12 protein-coding genes, 1 tRNA gene and 2 pseudogenes are annotated in these 18358 nt (G+C 69.4%); 5 read left to right on the forward strand and 10 right to left on the reverse strand.

The annotated features are described in order from the left end of the window. Positions 1–28 precede the first annotated feature (28 nt). From rho to ACFWRT_RS08815, 7 genes are all read right to left on the reverse strand, one after another. Positions 29–2110 carry a transcription termination factor Rho gene (gene rho, locus ACFWRT_RS08785; protein ID WP_380950048.1) on the reverse strand — a complete coding sequence of 694 codons (2082 nt, stop codon included), beginning with the start codon at positions 2108–2110 and terminating at the stop codon, positions 29–31. Positions 2111–2497: 387 nt separating this feature from the next. Beyond that, positions 2498–3415 carry a homoserine kinase gene (thrB, locus tag ACFWRT_RS08790; protein ID WP_380950049.1) on the reverse strand — a complete coding sequence of 306 codons (918 nt, stop codon included), beginning with the start codon at positions 3413–3415 and terminating at the stop codon, positions 2498–2500. Between the two features lie 336 nt (positions 3416–3751). After that, positions 3752–4822: a threonine synthase gene (gene thrC, locus ACFWRT_RS08795; RefSeq protein WP_380950050.1), complete on the reverse strand. Its 1071-nt coding sequence runs from the start codon at positions 4820–4822 to the stop codon at positions 3752–3754. Positions 4823–4829: 7 nt separating this feature from the next. After that, on the reverse strand, positions 4830–6131 hold the full coding sequence (locus ACFWRT_RS08800; RefSeq protein ID WP_380950051.1) for a homoserine dehydrogenase: 1302 nt from the start codon (positions 6129–6131) through the stop codon (positions 4830–4832). Between the two features lie 94 nt (positions 6132–6225). Further along, positions 6226–7617 (reverse strand): diaminopimelate decarboxylase, encoded by a 1392-nt coding sequence (gene lysA, locus ACFWRT_RS08805; protein ID WP_380950052.1) that lies wholly within the window; start codon positions 7615–7617, stop codon positions 6226–6228. A 29-nt stretch (positions 7618–7646) separates the two neighbouring features. Continuing rightward, on the reverse strand, positions 7647–8765 hold the full coding sequence (gene nrtL, locus ACFWRT_RS08810) for an ArgS-related anticodon-binding protein NrtL (protein WP_380950053.1): 1119 nt from the start codon (positions 8763–8765) through the stop codon (positions 7647–7649). A 183-nt stretch (positions 8766–8948) separates the two neighbouring features. Further along, entirely contained in the window at positions 8949–9362 is a 414-nt protein-coding gene (locus tag ACFWRT_RS08815) for a response regulator (RefSeq protein WP_380950054.1), read from the reverse strand. A 173-nt stretch (positions 9363–9535) separates the two neighbouring features. Here ACFWRT_RS08815 and ACFWRT_RS08820 point away from each other — a divergent pair. Next, positions 9536–9607 (forward strand) — tRNA-Arg (locus ACFWRT_RS08820). Positions 9608–9943: 336 nt separating this feature from the next. Here the strand turns inward: ACFWRT_RS08820 and ACFWRT_RS08825 are convergent. Beyond that, complete coding sequence (locus ACFWRT_RS08825) at positions 9944–10804, reverse strand: hypothetical protein (protein ID WP_380950055.1); 861 nt, start codon at positions 10802–10804, stop codon at positions 9944–9946. A gap of 455 nt (positions 10805–11259) precedes the next feature. Next, on the reverse strand, positions 11260–12171 hold the full coding sequence (locus tag ACFWRT_RS08830) for a tyrosine-type recombinase/integrase (RefSeq protein ID WP_380950056.1): 912 nt from the start codon (positions 12169–12171) through the stop codon (positions 11260–11262). Positions 12172–12749: 578 nt separating this feature from the next. Between ACFWRT_RS08830 and ACFWRT_RS08835 the strand changes: the two are divergent. Next, positions 12750–13324: pseudogene (locus ACFWRT_RS08835) on the forward strand (transposase); the annotation flags it as partial. Positions 13325–13411: 87 nt separating this feature from the next. On the opposite strand, the gene ACFWRT_RS08840 reads toward ACFWRT_RS08835, so the two are convergent. Continuing rightward, complete coding sequence (locus ACFWRT_RS08840; protein ID WP_380950084.1) at positions 13412–13837, reverse strand: hypothetical protein; 426 nt, start codon at positions 13835–13837, stop codon at positions 13412–13414. Positions 13838–13848: 11 nt separating this feature from the next. Here ACFWRT_RS08840 and ACFWRT_RS08845 point away from each other — a divergent pair. The 3 genes and pseudogenes from ACFWRT_RS08845 to ACFWRT_RS08855 all read left to right on the forward strand — a co-directional run. Continuing rightward, positions 13849–14644, forward strand: a pseudogene (locus ACFWRT_RS08845) (IS5 family transposase). Between the two features lie 372 nt (positions 14645–15016). After that, positions 15017–15427 carry an effector-associated constant component EACC1 gene (locus tag ACFWRT_RS08850; protein WP_380950057.1) on the forward strand — a complete coding sequence of 137 codons (411 nt, stop codon included), beginning with the start codon at positions 15017–15019 and terminating at the stop codon, positions 15425–15427. After that, on the forward strand, positions 15424–18358 hold a 2935-nt coding region (locus tag ACFWRT_RS08855; RefSeq protein ID WP_381121242.1), incomplete at its 3' end, for a caspase, EACC1-associated type. The genes ACFWRT_RS08850 and ACFWRT_RS08855, both read left to right, overlap by 4 nt.

The raw sequence follows: 18358 nt of genomic DNA on the forward strand, positions 1-18358 counted from the left end.
GCCCTTGGCGTCAACTGCCGTGGCCGCGTCAGTCGTTGCCGTTTCCGCTGCCCGGTGTCGTCTTCTGGATCTGGAGCAGGAACTCCGCGTTGGACTGGGTCTTCTTCATCCGGTCCAGGAGGAGCTCGATCGCCTGCTGCTGGTCGAGCGCGTGCAGCACCCGGCGCAGCTTCCAGGTGACCGCCAGCTCGTCGGTGCCGAGCAGGATCTCTTCCTTACGGGTGGAGGACGCGTCGACGTCCACCGCCGGGAAGATGCGCTTGTCCGAGAGCTTCCGGTCGAGCTTGAGCTCCATGTTGCCGGTGCCCTTGAACTCCTCGAAGATCACCTCGTCCATGCGCGAGCCGGTCTCGACGAGCGCGGTGGCCAGGATGGTCAACGAGCCGCCGTCCTCGATGTTGCGCGCGGCACCGAAGAAGCGCTTCGGCGGGTACAGCGCGGTCGAGTCGACACCACCGGAGAGGATGCGGCCGGAGGCGGGCGCCGCGAGGTTGTACGCGCGGCCCAGACGGGTGATCGAGTCGAGCAGGACGACCACGTCGTGACCCAGCTCCACGAGACGCTTGGCGCGCTCGATGGCCAGCTCGGCGACGGTGGTGTGGTCCTCGGCGGGGCGGTCGAAGGTCGAGGAGATGACCTCGCCCTTCACCGACCGCTGCATGTCCGTGACCTCTTCCGGACGCTCGTCGACCAGGACGACCATCAGGTGGCACTCGGGGCTGTTGACCGTGATCGCGTTGGCGATGGCCTGCAGGATCATGGTCTTACCGGTCTTCGGCGGGGCCACGATGAGGCCACGCTGACCCTTGCCGATCGGGGCCACCAGGTCGATGATCCGCGTCGTCAGGACGTTGGAGTCGGTCTCCAGACGGAGCCGGTCCTGCGGGTACAGCGGGGTCAGCTTCTGGAACTCGGGGCGGCCCCGGCCGGACTCGGGCGCCATGCCGTTGACCGAGTCGAGGCGGACCAGCGCGTTGAACTTCTCGCGCCGCTCGCCGTCCTTGGGCTGACGGACCGCACCGGTGACGTGGTCGCCCTTGCGCAGGCCGTTCTTACGGACCTGGGCGAGCGAGACGTACACGTCGTTCGGGCCCGGGAGGTAGCCGGAGGTCCGGATGAACGCGTAGTTGTCGAGGATGTCCAGGATGCCCGCGACGGGGATCAGGACGTCGTCGTCGGCCACCTGCACATCGCTGGCGAAGTCGTCGCGGCCACGGCGGCCACGGCGGTCGCGGTAGCGGCCGCGGCGGCCGCGGCGGCCACCCGCCTCGTCGTCGAAGTCGTCCTGCGGACCGTTGTCACGGTTCTGCTGGCCCTGGCCGCCCTGACCCTGGCCCTGGCTCTGCCCCTGGCTCTGACCCTGCCCCTGGCGCTGCGGGCGCTGCCCGCCGCCGCCCTGCTGGCCCTGGTCGTCGCCCTTGCCCCGGCGGTCGCGCCGGCCCTCGCGGCGCTCCCCGCGCTCGCCCCGGTCACCGCGCTCGCGGTCACCACGGCCCTGGCGGTCGCCACGGCGGCCTTCGGCGGTGTCGGCGGCGGCCTCGGCCTTGGCGTCGCCCTTGGGCTCGCCGCGGTCCTCGGTCTTCTGCTCGGCCTGGGGCTCCGCCTTGACCTCGGTCTTCGCCTCGGTCTTGGTCTCGGGGCTGCCCGCCTGCGCTGTGGCGCGGCGGCGCCGGCGCTCGCCCGTGGGCTGCTCGTCGCTGGCCGGCTGGCCGGGGATGTCGATCTGCTGCTGGGCCGCCTTCTCGGCGGCGGCCTCGTCCCCGGTGCGCGCCTTGGAGGTGGCACGCCGCTTGGGCTTGCTCTCCGCCGCCTCGGCGGCGGGGGCGTCGTCCCCGGTGCTGGCCTTGGCGGAGGCCTTGGGGGCGGAGGATCCGCCGCCCGCCTGCGCCTCCTTGATGACCTCGATCAGCTGGCTCTTGCGCATCCGCGCGGTACCCCTGATGCCGAGGCCGGACGCGACCTGCTGCAGCTCGGCCAGGACCATGCCGTCAAGGCCGGTGCCGGAGCGGCGGCGCCGTGCGGTGGTGCCAGAGGCAGCACCTTCGGCGGGCGCGGCGCTGTCGACGTTCTTGTCGGCAGTGACGCCCATCAGATCGGTGGTGTCGCTCACGAAGGGTCCTTCCCTGGAGCGGACGTCGGCCTTCTGGCTCGGCGACCGGTTGTGCTGTCCGACTGGTCTGTTGATCTTGCTGGATCGCGGACCTTGCCGGGGCGGTGGTCCGCCGGGTACGGCGGAGAGATGAACGTGCGGGGTCCGGCGCGAGATCCCCCTGCTCGGCCCACTCCTGGACGAGCGAGGGGTGTCGTGCCGGTTCCGGAGCGTGCTCGAAACTGCTCAGGCAGGCTGCTCAGGCAGTTGGGGAGGCTCTCGGAAGAATGGTGGTCCCGGAGGGGGACACGAAGCAACGCGCCTCAAAGACGTCGGTTGCAGACTTGAGGTTAACACTACCGGCTCCAACAAACATTCCCCCTCTCGGCCACCGGTAATCACATGCGGTCACGCGGCCAGCGGCAGCACGGTGGCGCCCGCGACGTCGAGGGCCAGCCGGTTCGCGGCCCAGCCCTCCCCCGCCAGTCGGGCGACCTTGTCGGCGGATCCCTCCTCCGTCAGCGCGAGCACCGTGGGGCCCGCGCCGGAGATGACCGCGGGCACGCCGTCGGCGCGCAGCCGGTGCACCAGCTCGACGCTCTCGGGCATCGCGGGGCCCCGGTACTCCTGGTGGATCCGGTCCTCGGTGGCGGCGAGCAGCAGCTCGGGACGCCTGGTCAGCGCCTCGACGAGCAGGGCGGCGCGGCCGGCGTTGAGGGCGGCGTCGACGTGCGGGACGGTGCGCGGGAGCAGTCCGCGCGCCGTCTCGGTGAGCACGGGCCGGCCGGGCACGAAGACCACCGGAACGACGGACTCCGCGGGGTCCATCCGGATCGCCCGGGCCGCTCCGCCGTCCATCCACGCGAGGGTGAACCCGCCGAGCAGACAGGCCGCGACGTTGTCGGGGTGGCCCTCGATCTCGGTGGCGAGCTCCAAAAGTGCCTCGTCGTCGAGCCGGGCGTCGCCGCCGGTCGTCACGGCGCGGGCGGCGACGATTCCGGCGCAGATGGCGGCGGAGGAGGAGCCGAGGCCGCGGCCGTGCGGGATGCGGTTGGCGCAGACGATCTCCAGGCCGCGGGGCTGGCCGCCGAGCAGGTCGAAGGCGGTGCGCATCGAGCGGACGAGCAGGTGGCTCTCGTCCCGGGGCAGCGTCTCGCCGCCCTCACCCGCGATGTCGATGTGGAGCCCGGAGTCGGCGACCCGGACGACGACGTCGTCGTACAGCCCCAGCGAGAGGCCGAGGGCGTCGAAACCCGGGCCCAGATTGGCGCTGGTGGCGGGGACGCGCACCCTGACGGCGGCGGCTCGGAAGGCGGGACCGGCCATCGGCTGGATGACTCCTTGTAAGGCGGCGGGGATCGCGGTGCGGTGGCTCTGCGGCGGTGGGTGTCCGCCGGGGGGCTGCGGGGGTGGGGATGGGGCCGGTGGCCCGGCCCGTAGGCGCCGTCACGACGGCGATCGCACCGCGGCAGACCCGTCGGACGGATGTCCGGGGGATGTCGGGCGGATGGGGTACAGCTTATCGAAGGAAGGTTCCCTCGCGACATAGGGCGCACAGGAGGCGCACGATGCGTGTCGCCCGCCTCCTATGCGCTCTCCGCCCCGAAAAGAGGGTGGTTGAGCTGGGTTGTCTCGTGTTGACCGGACGTGTCGCCGGACGGATCAGACGAGGCCGAGCTTCTGGGCCGCGGTGGCCGCGTCGACCGGTACGGTGACCGGCTGCGGGGCGCCCGCGACGGCCCAGTCGGGGTCCTTGAGGCCGTTGCCGGTGACCGTGCAGACGATGCGCTGGCCGGGGTCGACCTTGCCCTCCTCGGCGGCCTTGAGCAGACCGGCGACGGACGCGGCCGACGCGGGCTCCACGAAGACGCCCTCCTGGGAGGCCAACAGCCGGTAGGCGGACAGGATCTGCCGGTCCGTCACCTCGTCGATGAAACCGCCCGATTCGTCCCGGGCGGCCAGGGCGAAGTCCCAGGAGGCCGGGTTGCCGATGCGGATCGCGGTGGCGATGGTGGACGGGTCCTTGACGATCTCGCCGCGCACGAGCGGCGCGGAACCGGAGGCCTGGAAGCCCCACATGCGCGGGGCGTGCGTGGAGACGCCGTCGCCGGCGTACTCGCCGTACCCCTTCCAGTACGCGGTGATGTTGCCCGCGTTGCCGACCGGCAGGACGTGGATGTCGGGGGCGTCGCCGAGCGCGTCGACGATCTCGAACGCGGCGGTCTTCTGGCCTTCGATACGGACCGGGTTGACCGAATTGACCAGCGCCACCGGGTAGTTGTCCGAGAGCGAGCGGGCCAGCGTGAGGCAGTCGTCGAAGTTGCCGTCGACCTGGAGGATCTTGGCGCCGTGGACGAGCGCCTGGCCCATCTTGCCGAGCGCGATCTTGCCCTGCGGTACGAGGACGGCGCAGACCATCCCGGCCCGCACCGCGTACGCGGCGGCGGAGGCCGAGGTGTTGCCGGTGGAGGCGCAGATGACGGCCTTCGCCCCCTCCTCCTTGGCCCGGGTGATGGCCATGGTCATGCCGCGGTCCTTGAACGAACCGGTGGGGTTGGCGCCCTCGACCTTGAGGTGCACCTCGCAGCCCGTGCGCTCGGAGAGGACCTGCGCCGGAACGAGCGGCGTACCGCCCTCACGAAGCGTGACGACCGGCGTCGTGGCCGTGACCGGAAGCCGGTCCCGGTACTCCTCGATGATGCCGCGCCACTGGTGGGTGCCCTTGCTGGTCATGGGTCCTTTACTCCCCTTCAACACGCATGATGCTGGCGACACCGCGCACGGTGTCGAGCTTGCGCAGCGCTTCGACGGTCCCGGAGAGGGCGGCGTCGGGCGCGCGGTGGGTGACGACGACGAGGGATGCCTCGCCGCCTCCGTCTGGACGTCCTTGCTGGCGGACGGTATCGATCGATACGCCCTGCTCGGCGAAGACCGTTGCCACCTGGGCGAGTACACCCGGCTTGTCGGCCACGTCGAGGCTGATGTGGTAGCGCGTGACGACCTCGCCCATGGGGCTGACCGGCAGGCGCGTGTAGGCGGACTCACCGGGTCCGGTCGCCTCGCCCAGTTTGTTGCGGCAGACCGCGACGAGGTCGCCGAGGACCGCGGAGGCGGTCGGGGAGCCGCCGGCGCCGGGGCCGTAGAACATGAGCTGCCCGGCGGCGTCCGCCTCGATGAAGACCGCGTTGTACGCCTCGCGGACCGAGGCCAGCGGGTGGCTGAGCGGGATCATCGCGGGGTGGACGCGGGCGGTGACGGAGGCACCGTCGGCGGCGCGCTCGCAGATGGCGAGGAGCTTGACCGTACAGCCCATGCGGCGGGCGGAGGCGATGTCGGCGGCGGTGACCTCGGTGATGCCCTCACGGTGGACGTCGCCGATCTTCACCCGGGTGTGGAAGGCGATCCCGGCGAGGATCGCGGCCTTGGCGGCGGCGTCGAAGCCCTCGACGTCGGCGGTCGGGTCGGCCTCGGCGTACCCGAGGGCGGTGGCCTCGTCGAGCGCCTCGGAGTAGCCGGCGCCGCTGGTGTCCATCTTGTCGAGGATGAAGTTGGTCGTGCCGTTGACGATGCCGAGCACCCGGTTGACCTTGTCACCGGCGAGCGACTCGCGCAGCGGCCGTACCAGCGGGATGGCACCCGCGACGGCGGCCTCGTAATACAGGTCGCGGCCGTACTTCTCGGCGGCGGCGTGCAGGGCCGCGCCGTCCTCGGCGAGCAGTGCCTTGTTGGCGGAGACGACGCTCGCGCCGTTCTCGAAGGCGGTGGTGATGAGCGTGCGGGCCGGCTCGATGCCCCCGATGACCTCGATCACGACGTCGAGGTCGCCGCGCCGCACGAGCGCGGTCGCGTCGGTGGTGATCAGTGCGGGGTCGATGCCCTCACGCACCTTCGAGGGGCGGCGGACGGCCACGCCGACGAGCTCCACGGGTGCGCCGATGCGCGCCGCGAGGTCGTCGGCGTGCGTCGTCATGATGCGCGCCACCTCTGAGCCGACCACTCCACAGCCCAGCAGCGCCACCTTCAGCGGACGCGTACGCATCATCCGACCTCTTTCTCATCAAGCTCACGTGTGGACCAGTCTCACTCACCGGACGGGCGTTTCTGACCCCCGTCCGGATCCTGAGATGACTATTTCATCAGCCGACATCGAGACGCAGGAGATCTTCCTCCGTCTCGCGCCGGACGATGACGCGCGCCTCTCCGTCCCGGACGGCGACGACCGGGGGGCGCAGGGCGTGGTTGTAGTTGCTCGCCATCGAGCGGCAGTACGCGCCGGTGGCGGGGACGGCGATCAGGTCCCCGGGTGCCAGGTCGGCGGGGAGGAACGCGTCCTTGACCACGATGTCCCCGCTCTCGCAGTGCTTGCCGACGACCCGGACGAGCATCGGCTCGGCCTCCGAGGTGCGCGAGACGAGCGCCACGCTGTACTCGGCGTCGTACAGCGCGGTACGAATATTGTCCGACATTCCGCCGTCGACGCTGACATACGTGCGCAGCCCTTCGAGGGGCTTGATCGTGCCGACCTCGTACAGCGTGAACGCGGTGGGTCCGACGATGGCGCGCCCCGGCTCGACGGAGATGCGGGGGGTGCGCAGCCCCGCTGACTCGCATTCGCGGGTGACGATGTCGCTGAGCGCCTTGGCGATCTCGTGCGGCTCGCGGGGGTCGTCGTCCGAGGTGTACGCGATGCCGAGGCCGCCGCCGAGGTCGATCTCGGGCAGCTCGACGCCGTGCTCGTCGCGGACCTCGGCGAGCAGCTGCACCACGCGCCGGGCGGAGACCTCGAAGCCGGCCATGTCGAAGATCTGCGAGCCGATGTGCGAGTGGATGCCGATGAGTTCGAGGCTGTCGAGCCCGAGCGCCCGGCGCACGGCTTCGGCGGCCTGCCCGTCGGCCAACGCGATGCCGAACTTCTGGTCCTCGTGGGCGGTGGCGATGAACTCGTGGGTGTGCGCCTCGACGCCGACGGTGACCCGGATCTGGACGCGCTGGCGGACGCCGTGGCTCCGCGCGATGTGGGCGACGCGGACGATCTCCTGGAAGGAGTCGAGCACGATCCGCCCGACACCGGCCTCGACGGCCCGCTCGATCTCGGCGACGGTCTTGTTGTTGCCGTGGAAGGCGATGCGCTCGGCGGGCATCCCGGCGTCGAGCGCGGTGGCCAGCTCGCCCCCGGAGCAGACGTCGAGGTTCAGCCCCTCCTCCTGGAGCCAGCGCACGATGGCGCGGGAGAGGAAGGCCTTCCCAGCGTAGAAGACGTCGGCGTCCGGCCCGAAGGCGTCGGACCAGGCCCGGCAGCGGGCGCGGAAGTCGCTCTCGTCGAGGAAGTAGGCGGGGGTGCCGAACTCCTCGGCGAGCCGGGCGACGGCGATCCCGCCGACGGTGAGGGCACCGTCCGCGTCGCGGGTGACGGTACGCGACCAGACCTTCTCGTCCAGGACATTGAGGTCGGCGGCAGGGGCGGAGTAATGGCCCTCGGTGAGGACGTCGGCGTGACGGGGACCGGCGGGGTGTGCGGAGCGGCTCATGGTGAGGTCTCTCGGATTCTTCGGAGTCGTCAGAGGTGTGCGGGCGCACGGATACCGAGCAGGGACAGGCCGCCTGCCAGCACCGTTCCGGCGGCTTCGGCGAGGGCCAGCCGGGAGCGGTGGGCGGCCGAGGGTTTCTCGTCGCCCGAGGGCAGCGGCGGACAACTGTCGTGGAAGTCGAAGAACGCGTGGGCGACGGCTTCCAACTGCCGGGCGACCCGGTCGGGCGCTCGGTGACGGGCTGCGGCGAGGAGGACGCGGGGGTGGTCGGCGAGGAGGTCGAGGAGGGGGCGGGCGGGGCCTTCGTACGGAGCCACGTCAGACGTGAACCCGTACGGAGCCGCGTCTGACGCCGACGTGAAACCGAGGGCGACGGCGCCCCGGGTGAGCGCGGTGGCCCTGGCGTGGGCGTACCGGACCCGGAAGAGCGGGTTGGCCTCCGCCTGGACGAGCAGCTCGTCGCCGAGCGGGGCGCGGTCGTGCGAGGCCGGCCGCAGCAGCCCCCAGCGGGTGGCGTCGGCCCCGAGCCGCTCCAGCAGCTCGGCGGCGGTGGCGCCGGCGGGCACCGGGCGTAGGAGGGTGAGTGGGGCGGACGGGCCGGCAGGCGAGGTGACAGGCGGGGTGCCGTGGGCGTCGACGGTGACGCCGAGCAGACCCCATTCCGCCTCCCCCGCCTCCTCACAGCTGATCCGGACCCGGGCGCCCTGGGAGAGGACGAGCCGGCGCACCGCATCGGCGGTGACCGCGGCGCGCACCTCGCGCGCGTGGTGGAACTGGAGGACCTCGTCACGGAGCGCGTCCCCGTGTCCGTACGCGCTCCCCTGCTCCCGTACGGCGTCGAGCACGGCCCGGTCGCTGTCGCCGGGGGCGTCGAGGGTGAGGCTCAGGAACCCGGGCCCGGTGACCTCGACCCGCCCGATCCCGGGCTCGGCGGCGACCCGTTCGCGCAGGATGCGGGCGACCTCCAGGGCCGGCAGCCCGGCGTCCCCGGCAAGCTGGAGCGCGACCGCACAGGCGTAGTCACCGCTGCCCCCGGGCCGCGTCCGCTCCACCCGCACGCGCGCGGGCACGGGCACGCGCAGCGCATTCTCGGCGACCGCGCGGTGCACGGCGTGCAGCACGGTCCGGGAGAGATCGGCGGGGGTCACGGGACAAGCGTAGGGGAGGAGGAGGGGCACTCCGCGACCCGGTTTCGCCATGCGGTCAGGTGGTGCCGGTCACCATGGGGTCAGCGGGTGGCGGTCTCCGGGCGCCCGGGCCGGTCGGCCCGTGGCGGTCGCCGGAAGGCCGGGCCGGTCAACTCCCTGGCGGTCGCCGGAAGGCCGGGCCGGTCAGCCCCTGGTGCTCCCCGCCCGCCCGGCACCGCTCCGCCCTTCGCACGACGGCCGCTCCTCCCTCGTCGCCAGCCGGTGCACCATCCGCACGAGCTCGCTCGGCTCGAACGGCTTCGCCAGGAACGCGTCGATCCCGGCGGACACCCCCGCGTCCACCTCGTACGGCGTGCAGGCGCTGATGACGGCGATGGGCACAGGGCGGGTGCGGGGGTCCGAGCGCAGCACGGACGCGGTCTCCAGGCCGCCGAGGCGGGGCATCACGACATCGAGGGTGATCACATCGGGACGGATCCGGTGGACCAGGTCCAGGCACTCGACACCATCGGCCGCGGTCACGACCTCGAAGCCCTCCAGCTCGAGATTGACCCTGATCAGCTGCCGGATGACCTTGTTGTCGTCGACAACAAGCACGCGGCCGTACGCCCCTGACACCCTTCGAGAGTAGGTCGGCCCCCGTGACCGCGTCCGGCGTTTGCCCACTTCCGCCCCGGAAGGGGGACGGGCTGACGCGACGGAATACCTGTTCACGGAGACCTATCGGGAGCTGGTAGTGTTTCACCCGTCGCAGAGCAACACCGCGATACGCCCCCGTAGCTCAGGGGATAGAGCATCGGCCTCCGGAGCCGGGTGCGCAGGTTCGAATCCTGCCGGGGGCACTCCGGATCAAGGCGCTGACCAGCAGAAATGCTGGTCAGCGCCTTTTTGTTCATGCCAAAACAGCACCGGTCTCGTAGCCGTGTGCGATTGGCTTCCCTGGCCCTCTGACCTGGGACTTTATGCCGCCGTTCGGAGAGATGGACGGCATCTCGGTGGCGCTGCCCCTGCGGCGGGACCCTTGGTGGGACACGCGTGGGACGAACGGGGGCATCGGACTTGGCACACGGGGTGATCACCGCCGTGAACTGCACTTTCGTACAGCTCGTGAAGTGTGGGCACCCGGCGTCGGGGACCGCGTGCCTTCCCTCCTAGCGTCAATGGCAAGAGGAACGGAATCACCGGACACGAGCGTCGTATCGATCCGGTTCCCATGCAGCCAAGAGCGTGGAAGCAGGCGCTGCCCAGTCCTCGGCATCACCCAGCAAGTCGACGGTCCTCAAGGAGGTTGCTGCAGTTAGGAGTTGGTGGCCGATACCCGGTGGCACCCAGAGGGCCACGACAGCCCTGTGCCAGTCCGCGGTGACTTGGTAGACCGCAATGACCGCCAGTTGCCACGAGGTCAGTGCCTGATAGGCGCTTCCGTCGCGCCGGGCCAGGGGCCGTGGAGGAACCCGCACGCCGATCAGGCACCACGGTCGCCCTGCCGTTTGCTCGGCCGCTGCCAGGCGAGCTGCTGCGGCCCACGTTTCTGTCAGCCGCTGCAGCGACTGCTTGGCCTCGTCGACCCCGTTCCGACGACGTCCCAGTGCCTCGTCCAACGCCTCTTCGGCCGATAGGGCTGCCACGGAGAGTGCTCTGGCGTCCGTTGTTGCACTGACGCACCATGCCCTCCACACCGCGCTCATTGCAGATGAAGCTTGATCGCCGAAGATCCCAAAACCTCCGTCGGGGGGAAGAGCGGGTGCAGGCAGGCCGTCGACGGCTGCGGCATCGGCCAGCGCCTTCGGGACGTAAAAACGAGTCGCCGTCAGCCGTAGTTTTTCCGCGGCGGCGGCACGTACATCCACGTGCGCCGCTGCCCACTGGCGCAGCCAAGGGCAGGCATCCAAGCTCGCTGCTGCCGTAGCCAGCCGGTCCTGCGCGTCCTGCCAGCGGGCCAGCCATTCGTCGCGGCAACGCCAGGCTTCCTCGTAACGCCTCCAGACGTCGCCGTCTTCTTCCTCCTGGGGGTACTCACCCAGGGACAGGACATGCACCGCTGCGGCGATCTCGGCCTCCTCCAGGGTCGGCTCCGCCTCCTCTTCGTCGATCCTGAGTCGAGACAGAGCATCCAGGGCATCGAGGAAGCGGGCCAGTGACCGTCCCCGGGCACCTCCCAGCGGCAGCGCCCATTCGAGCAGAGCCTTGCGAGTGAGTCAGAGGTCAGGGCGAAGCGCACTAGGTGGACCGCCGGTGCCTTTGCCAGGCGGGAGCAGTCCGCGACCGCATGAAGGCGGCCGGTACCTGAGGACGGGGAGAAGCCCGAAAGCGGGGTACCTTCCAGGGGGCCGAGCGGCGTTCCGGCTTCGACTCTGTTCCCCAGCGCGATGATCAGTTTTCCGGGTTTCGACGTGGTCATGCGACGACGATAGTTTGCGTGCACGGAGCAGCGACTGCGGAGCGTGACAGATCTTTACAGTCGGCAAATCCAGCGAGCGGACCTGCTACACAACTACGCATATTCGTTCAAAAGGTTTTCGATGCGCTGGTTCGAAATCGCAGTCCGCCCGTACAGGCACTTGGCGTACCTGTTCATCAGCACCTCAACGCTGTTGCCCGCACGTTGGGCGACCTCAGTGGGGTCGACGCCCGCGTTCAGCCAGGTCGACAACGCGGAGTGGCGCAAGTCGTAGGGCCGGGCCGCAAGAGGGCTCTGCACCAGGTCGGGTGGTAGGGCGAGGAGGCGCGCAGGGCGCCAAACACGGCTGTAGGTGCCGGCCGCGACGATGCCACCACGTTCGTTGAAAAACAGGCGCCCGTCGTCCGCGATGCCGAACGTGTCGATGCCCTCCCGCCACAAGCGGACGAGCTCAGGTGGCAGCGGGACCGGCCGGGTGTCGCCGGCCGGGCGGTTCTTCAAGCCTCGCTCGTCGTAGACCCGGCCGGTATCGGTCCACCGGGCGCCCGCTTGCGGGAGGGTTCGGTGCAAGGTCACCGCGCCCCAGCCGTGACCGGGAAGAAGGCAGTCCTGACGGCACACTGCAACGGCCTCGGCCGTTCGCAGCCCTGCGTAGTACATGCCTGCGAACAGTCCGACGAGCCGCCGCCCACGTGCACGGTTGAAGCACCCAATGTAGGAAACCGCGCTCAGCAGGACACGGGCCTGAGCAGGGTTGGCGACAACCCGCGGGTCAACCTGATCGACAGTCTCCGCTACACGCCATTGAATCGGCGTAAGTGGATCTGCTTCCAGCTTGCGCTGCTCTACGGCGTAGTGCACCGCGTGGACCAAGACCTTGTGCTTGCGCCGCTGTGTCTCAGCGGCTGCGACCGCGCCATCCTGCTTCGAGCGGAGGGCGGCGAGAACAGCTCGCATCACGACCGGATCCAGCAGGTCAGCGAGCGGGCGGGAGGCTCCTGCCACCCACCGGAGAGCCTGGCGGACGTCAGTCGCGGCACGGCAGCCGGCTCGGGCCCAGGTACGACAAAGACACAGACCCTCATCGCCCGCGCCAGTTCTGCGCTGCCACCCACACCTGTGCTGAGCGTCCTGTCTTCGCCGACGACGCTGCCTGCATCCGCCAATACGGCTGCGAGCTCGTCGGCGAGTTCGCTGACGACGCGCGCCCTCACCGCACTATGGCTCGTGCCGAGTGGCTGAGCTATGCGACTGCGTGCGGAATGTGCTCTCCTCGGCACCCTCGGTAGAGCATCTCCGTGGCGTCTCCTCATAGCGTCCACCGCCTTCCTATTGGTAAACGCACCGGCCACCTTGGTTCATGGCACCCTGGAAGGCATTTCATGGGCCAGGGCTCAGTAGTCCGAATCTCGCGGCTCCTGACCGTCAGCGCCGGTGTCCCCAGCGATTTACAGCCCTAGTCTCGCGCTTTCATGAAGCAGGCTGTCCGACCGGTGGCCGGGCAAGCAAAAAATGCCTCTGAACAGCAAGAATGAGGATTGTCGAGGTCCTTGTTCCTGCCACAGTCAGAGGCACTTTCCCAGGTGAAGAAGCGTATCGGGCCCTATCCCCGCGTCCGCGTTGAGGGCGGCGGCCATGCGGTGGTGTCCCAGGCCGGGGCTGTACTGCTGCTCGAGACGGTCCGCAGGCCGGGCTGGACCAGGCGATATCGGCGGCACTGACGCCATGGCGACGCCCGAGGGCGGTCACGATCCGGGCAAGATCCTGCTGGACGCGGCCCCGGCGGTCGCTCTGGGCGGGGACTGCCTCGCGGATGCCGGAATGCTGCGGGCCGCGCCGGCCGTGTTCGGCCCGGTGACCTCCGACCCGACTGTACTCCCGACTCATCGACACCCTCGCCGCGGCCGGGCCGAAGGATCTGACCGCGGCGAGGGCCGCGCGGGCCGACGCGCGTGAGCACGTCTGGAACGTGGCCAAGAGCGCGGCCCCGGATGCCGCAGGGCAAGTGATCGTGGACTTGGACTGGGTGCTCGTGCTGGCCCACTCCGAGAAGCGGGACGCCACCGCGACCTGGAAGAAGACCTTCGGCCACCATCCCCTGATGGGGTTCGTCGATCACGGAGGTGGTGGCAACGCAGGCAGCAATGCCGCCACCAACTCGAACGACCGAAACGGCCCGCGAAGAAACCGACGGTCCGTCACGAAAGATCGAGGCTAACTGATCGTTTCAGTATGAGGCCGACGGTCAGTCGCCATCGAGCCGCTGAAGGACGGGCGTGAAGTCACCACAATCGAGCAGACCGGTCAGCACGTGCGCGATGTTGTCGATGCCTGCGCCTCGAACGATGAGGCCGTCGGAGCACCAGAAGTAGCGGCGGCTCAGGGACTCGCCGGTTCGGGAGTCCTTTTCCATGGGGCGCTCGACCTCAGCAAGAGTGAACACGGTCGCGCTCCAGCGTGAGTCGTCCGCTGTCAGCCGGACCTCGACATCGACGTTGCAGACGGCATCCAGGGGCTCGTCCGCGCTGGGCAGGAATGATGCCCGGAATCGATCTGTTCGGACGTGATACCAGGGAGCGTCCCATCCCTGCTCAGTGGCTTCGGCCCCGTTGCTGGTCGTGCGTGGAGTGTGTCGAGCTGGCCCGGAGAGCTCAACCGGATTCTCTGGCAGGCTTCAGCATCGTGACCAAAAGCCTTGTCCCCGACGAACTGTGGGACCGGATAGCCCCGCTGCTGCCAGCACGACCCGCGTGCCGACACCGCCACCCCGGGAGGCTCCCCGTGCCGGACCGGTCGCACTGGCCGGCATCATCTACGTCCTGCGCAAGGGTGTGGCCTGGCGTGACGTACCGAGCACCGTCGCGGGTTGCTCCAGTGTGACGGCCGGTTGCGTGACTGGACCGAGGCCGGTCTCTGGGCGCGCCTGCATGCCGCCCTCTTGGGCGAACTGCGCCGCGCGGACTTGCTGGACATGGACGACTGCGCCGTGGGCCGCTCGCACATCCGGGCCCTCAAAGGGGGGGACCACGTCGGTCCCTCGCCCGTCGACCGTGCCCGTCCCGGTTCCAAACCCCACCTGATCATCGGCCGCCATGGACATGGAGCCCCGCTCGCAGTCACACTTACCGGCGGCAACCGCCATGACGTCACCCAGCTCCTGCCGCTACTCGACGCCGTCCCGTCGATCCGACGTCTGCGGGGACGCCCTCGGCGCCTGTATGCCGACCGGGGCTACGACTTCGACAAGTACCGCCGCCTGCTTTGGAAACGCGGCATCAAGCCGCTGATCGCCCGCCGCGGCGCGGCCCACGGTTCCGGACTGGGCAAGGTCCGCTGGGTCGTCGAGCGCACATTCGCCTGGCTGCACCAGTTCAAACGACTCCGCATCCTCTACGAACGGCGCGCCGACCTCCGCCAACGTCTCCTCCAACTTGCCTGCAGCATCATCTGTCTCCGACGGCTTCGGGCGGCATTCTGAAACGATCAGTAAGGCCCGCTCCATGTGATGTCGGGTCGGACGTAGTTGGCCCCGGTGTCCTGTGTCTTTCCCCGTTGCTTCGCGCCTAGCCCTGTCGTTGGGCCGAACGAGTTGTCGGCGGAGGGGCGGGGACATTCATGCGCCAGGGGTGGCCACCCGAGGACATGGTGGTGTGCTGGACGTCGGCAGGCCCTGACCGAAAGCCGGTGACTCCTGGCCATAACAGCTGTAAGCGGTTCCGCGCCGTCAGGGAGATCCGGTCGATCCGGGCAGGTAGCCTGGCAGCTGGCCAGGTGCAGTCAGCCTAGTGCGGCAACTGAGATGTATATGAAGGCAGTTGGGTAGCGACTACGGTGAGGGGAGCTGGGAGGCATGGAGATTGAGATTGCGGTGAGGGGTGGCGACAGCGTCGCTCTGGAAGAACTGCGCGGCACCCTGGAGCGGCATCCGGCAATGCGTGGAGTGCCCGTACGGCCCGCGGCGACGCAGGGCGAGCCTGCGGACGATGTCCGGCCCGGTGGCATGGCCGCCTTCGAAGTCATCAACGCCGTGCTCTCCCTAGCGGCAGATTACGGTGCGTTGGCGGTCGCGCTGTACACGGCGCTGAGGAACGGCCGGTTGGCTGGTACGGTCGGCGGACAGTCGTCGACGGTCACGGTCACCCGGATCGGGAGCAGTAAGAGCGTGACGCTGAGCGGGGATCTTAACCCGGAGGAGATCGAGCGGCTTTTGCGTGCGCTCGGTGACGACGCGGGGCTCGAACGACCGGCCTCGGATTCGTGAAGCTTCCCGAGCCGGATGTCTCCCGGGCGGTGCTGATCGGTGCATACAAGTACGCACACCTGCGAGATCTTCCTGGTGTGAAGGGCAACATCGAGGCGCTGCAAGAATATCTCACCAGTGCGGACGGCTGGGGTCTGCCCGTCGGCCACTGCCTGGCCCGCCCGCAGCCCAATGACCCGAGCACGTTGAGCGATGAGCTCTATGACGCGGCGGAGGCCGCGACCGACACCCTGCTGATCTACTACGCCGGGCACGGTGAGCGGGGCCGGGGCAGCGATGCCTCAGAGCTGCTGCTCGCTCTGCCCGGTGCCCGCAACGACCGGCCGGGACAGTGGCTGCGCTACGCCGATGTACGCGAGGCTGTGAGACGATCCCGTGCGAAGCGCCGGATCGTCATCCTGGACTGCTGCTACGCCGGGCGCGCCATTGACGGCGGCATGTCCGCCGACAACGACGGCCAGGACAGTCAGGTGGCAGGCAAACGACTCGTCGCTCTGGCCGACATGGACGGTGCAGTTGTCCTGACCGCCGCCTCGGGCGTGGAGGAGGCAATGTGCCCGCCGGGCTGGCCTTTCAGTGCTTTCACCGGCGCACTCATCAATTTGCTGCGCGAAGGTGTCACTGGCCCGGTACCCAACCACCCCGAGGGGCGCGAAGGTGAGGAACTGCAGGTCCTGGACATGACCACGGTCTACGCCTGTCTGCGTGAGCACCTGACCGGCAAAGATGTGAACGGCCACCCGCTGTCCGAGCCTCAGCTGGGCACTCGCAACCAGGGCGGTGTGATCGGACTGGGCCCCAACCCGGCATACACCGGTCCCTCGCAACCGACGGTATCGGCGCCGTCGACTCTTTTCGCCCCGGACCCGGTGTTCATTGGCCGCGACGACGACCTGGCGCGCCTGGAGAATGCCGCTGACAGCGTACTGGCTGAGGGGGGCGGCCCCGTGACGTGGCTGGTGCACGGCATGGGAGGAGTCGGGAAATCCGCTCTCATTGAGCAGGCCGCAGCCAGGTTGAAGGACCGCTTCCCCGACGGCCGCATCGAGATCAACCTCAACGGCTTCGAAAGCGAAACGGACACCGACGGCACCCTCCGGCGGGCCGAACCCGTCAGTCCGGAAAGGGCGCTGGAAAGGCTACTCAGCATCATCCAACACCCCAAGATCCCCGCCGACCTTGCCCAGCGCGCAGACGAGTGGCGCGGCTGGCTGTCGGGCAAGCGTGTCCTGCTCGTCCTGGATAACGCCGCCGAAGCGGCGACGATCGCTCCTCTGGTCCCTGGGGCGGATGCCCAGTGCCTCGTCCTCGTCTCCAGCCGCAACCAGGACTTCCCCGTCCCGCCAGGGAATCGGATCGCCCTGGGCGGCCTCGACGAGGACACGGCCGTCAACCTCCTCCGCGCCACGGGTGACAGCCCGGCCGAGGCCACGCCCGAGTCCCTCGCCGAACTCGCCCGCCGCTGCTGCTATCTCCCCGTCACCCTCCGCCCCATCGGTGCCGCCCTGAGAGTCAGCCCCGTTGCCACTGTCCTGGCCGCCATGGACGACAACGTTCTGGGGGAGTTCCCCCTGGTCGAGACGGCCGTCCGCGGTGCCTTCCAGGTCTCCTACGACTCGCTGCCAGCTGATCTGAGCGACATCCTGCATCACTGCGCCTGGCACCCGGGCCGCACCTATTCAGGCGAAAGTATCGCCGCCATGCTGAACCTCCCCGCCGAGAGGACCGCTATTCGGTTGGGCCGCCTCGTGGATATCCACCTGCTGCAGCGCACGCAGGACGCAGTGACCTTTCACGACCTTTACTTGCCTCTGACCACGGCGGCGGCCGAAGCAAACGCACCGACCACACGCCACACCGCGCGCCGGCGACTGTTTGAACACCTGCTGACACACCTCGCCGCGGCCCTGCTGCCCCTGTTCGGGGAGGACCCCGAACGGGTTGCCTCAGCCGGGACTATCCGCTTCGACGACCCGCAAGCAGCCCTCACCTGGCTTCGTAGCCGGTCCGCCGAGGTGGAAGCGGTAACAATCGCTGCGCTGGACGACGGATGGGAACACGCCGGCCAACTCACCGCCGATTGCGGCCGGTGGCTGCGCTACGACAACCGCTACGAACTGGCTGCCGAGGTGTTCCAGCGGGCCTTGGACGTGGCCCACGCCACCGGCAACCGCCTCCAGCAGGCGGAAGCGCTCACCGGCCTCGCCGACTCCCACCGGATGCAGGATGAGTACGGTGAGGCTATCGAGGTCTACCAGCGGGCCTTGGACCTGGCCAACACCACCGGCAACCACCTCCAGCAGGCGGAAGCGCTCACCGGCCTCGCCGAGTGCCTCATGGTGCAGGATGAGTACGGTGAGGCAGCCGAGATGTGCCAGCGGGCCTTGGACCTGGCCAACACGACCGGCAACCACCGCCAGCAGGCGGACGCGCTCACCGGCATCGGTCAATGCCACCTGCTGCACCATGAGTTCGGTGAGGCAGCCGAGGTCTACCAGCAGGTTTTGGACCTGGCCAGCACCACCGGCAACCGCCTCCAGCAGGCGGCCGCGCTCACCGGCATCGGTCAATGCCACCTGCTGCAGCGTGAGTTCGGTGAGGCAGCCGAGGTCTACCAGCAGGTCTTGGACCTGGCCAACACCACCGGCAACCACCGCCAGCAGGCGGCCGCGCTCACCGGCAACGGTCAATGTCACCAGATGCAGGATGAGTTCGGTGAGGCAGCCGAGATGTACCAGAGGGCCTTGGACCTGGCCCACGCCACCGGCGACCGCCTCCAGCAGGCGGGCGCGCTCATCGGCATCGGCGAATGCCACCAGGCCCAGGATAGGTTCGTTGAGGCAGCCGAGATGTACCAGAGGGCCTTGGACCTGGCCCACGCCACCGGCGACCGCCTCCAGCAGGCGGGCGCGCTCATCGGCATCGGCGAAT

The sequence above is a fragment of the Streptomyces cyaneofuscatus genome, assembly GCF_042718795.1.
In the GTDB taxonomy this organism is placed as follows: domain Bacteria; phylum Actinomycetota; class Actinomycetes; order Streptomycetales; family Streptomycetaceae; genus Streptomyces; species Streptomyces cyaneofuscatus_A.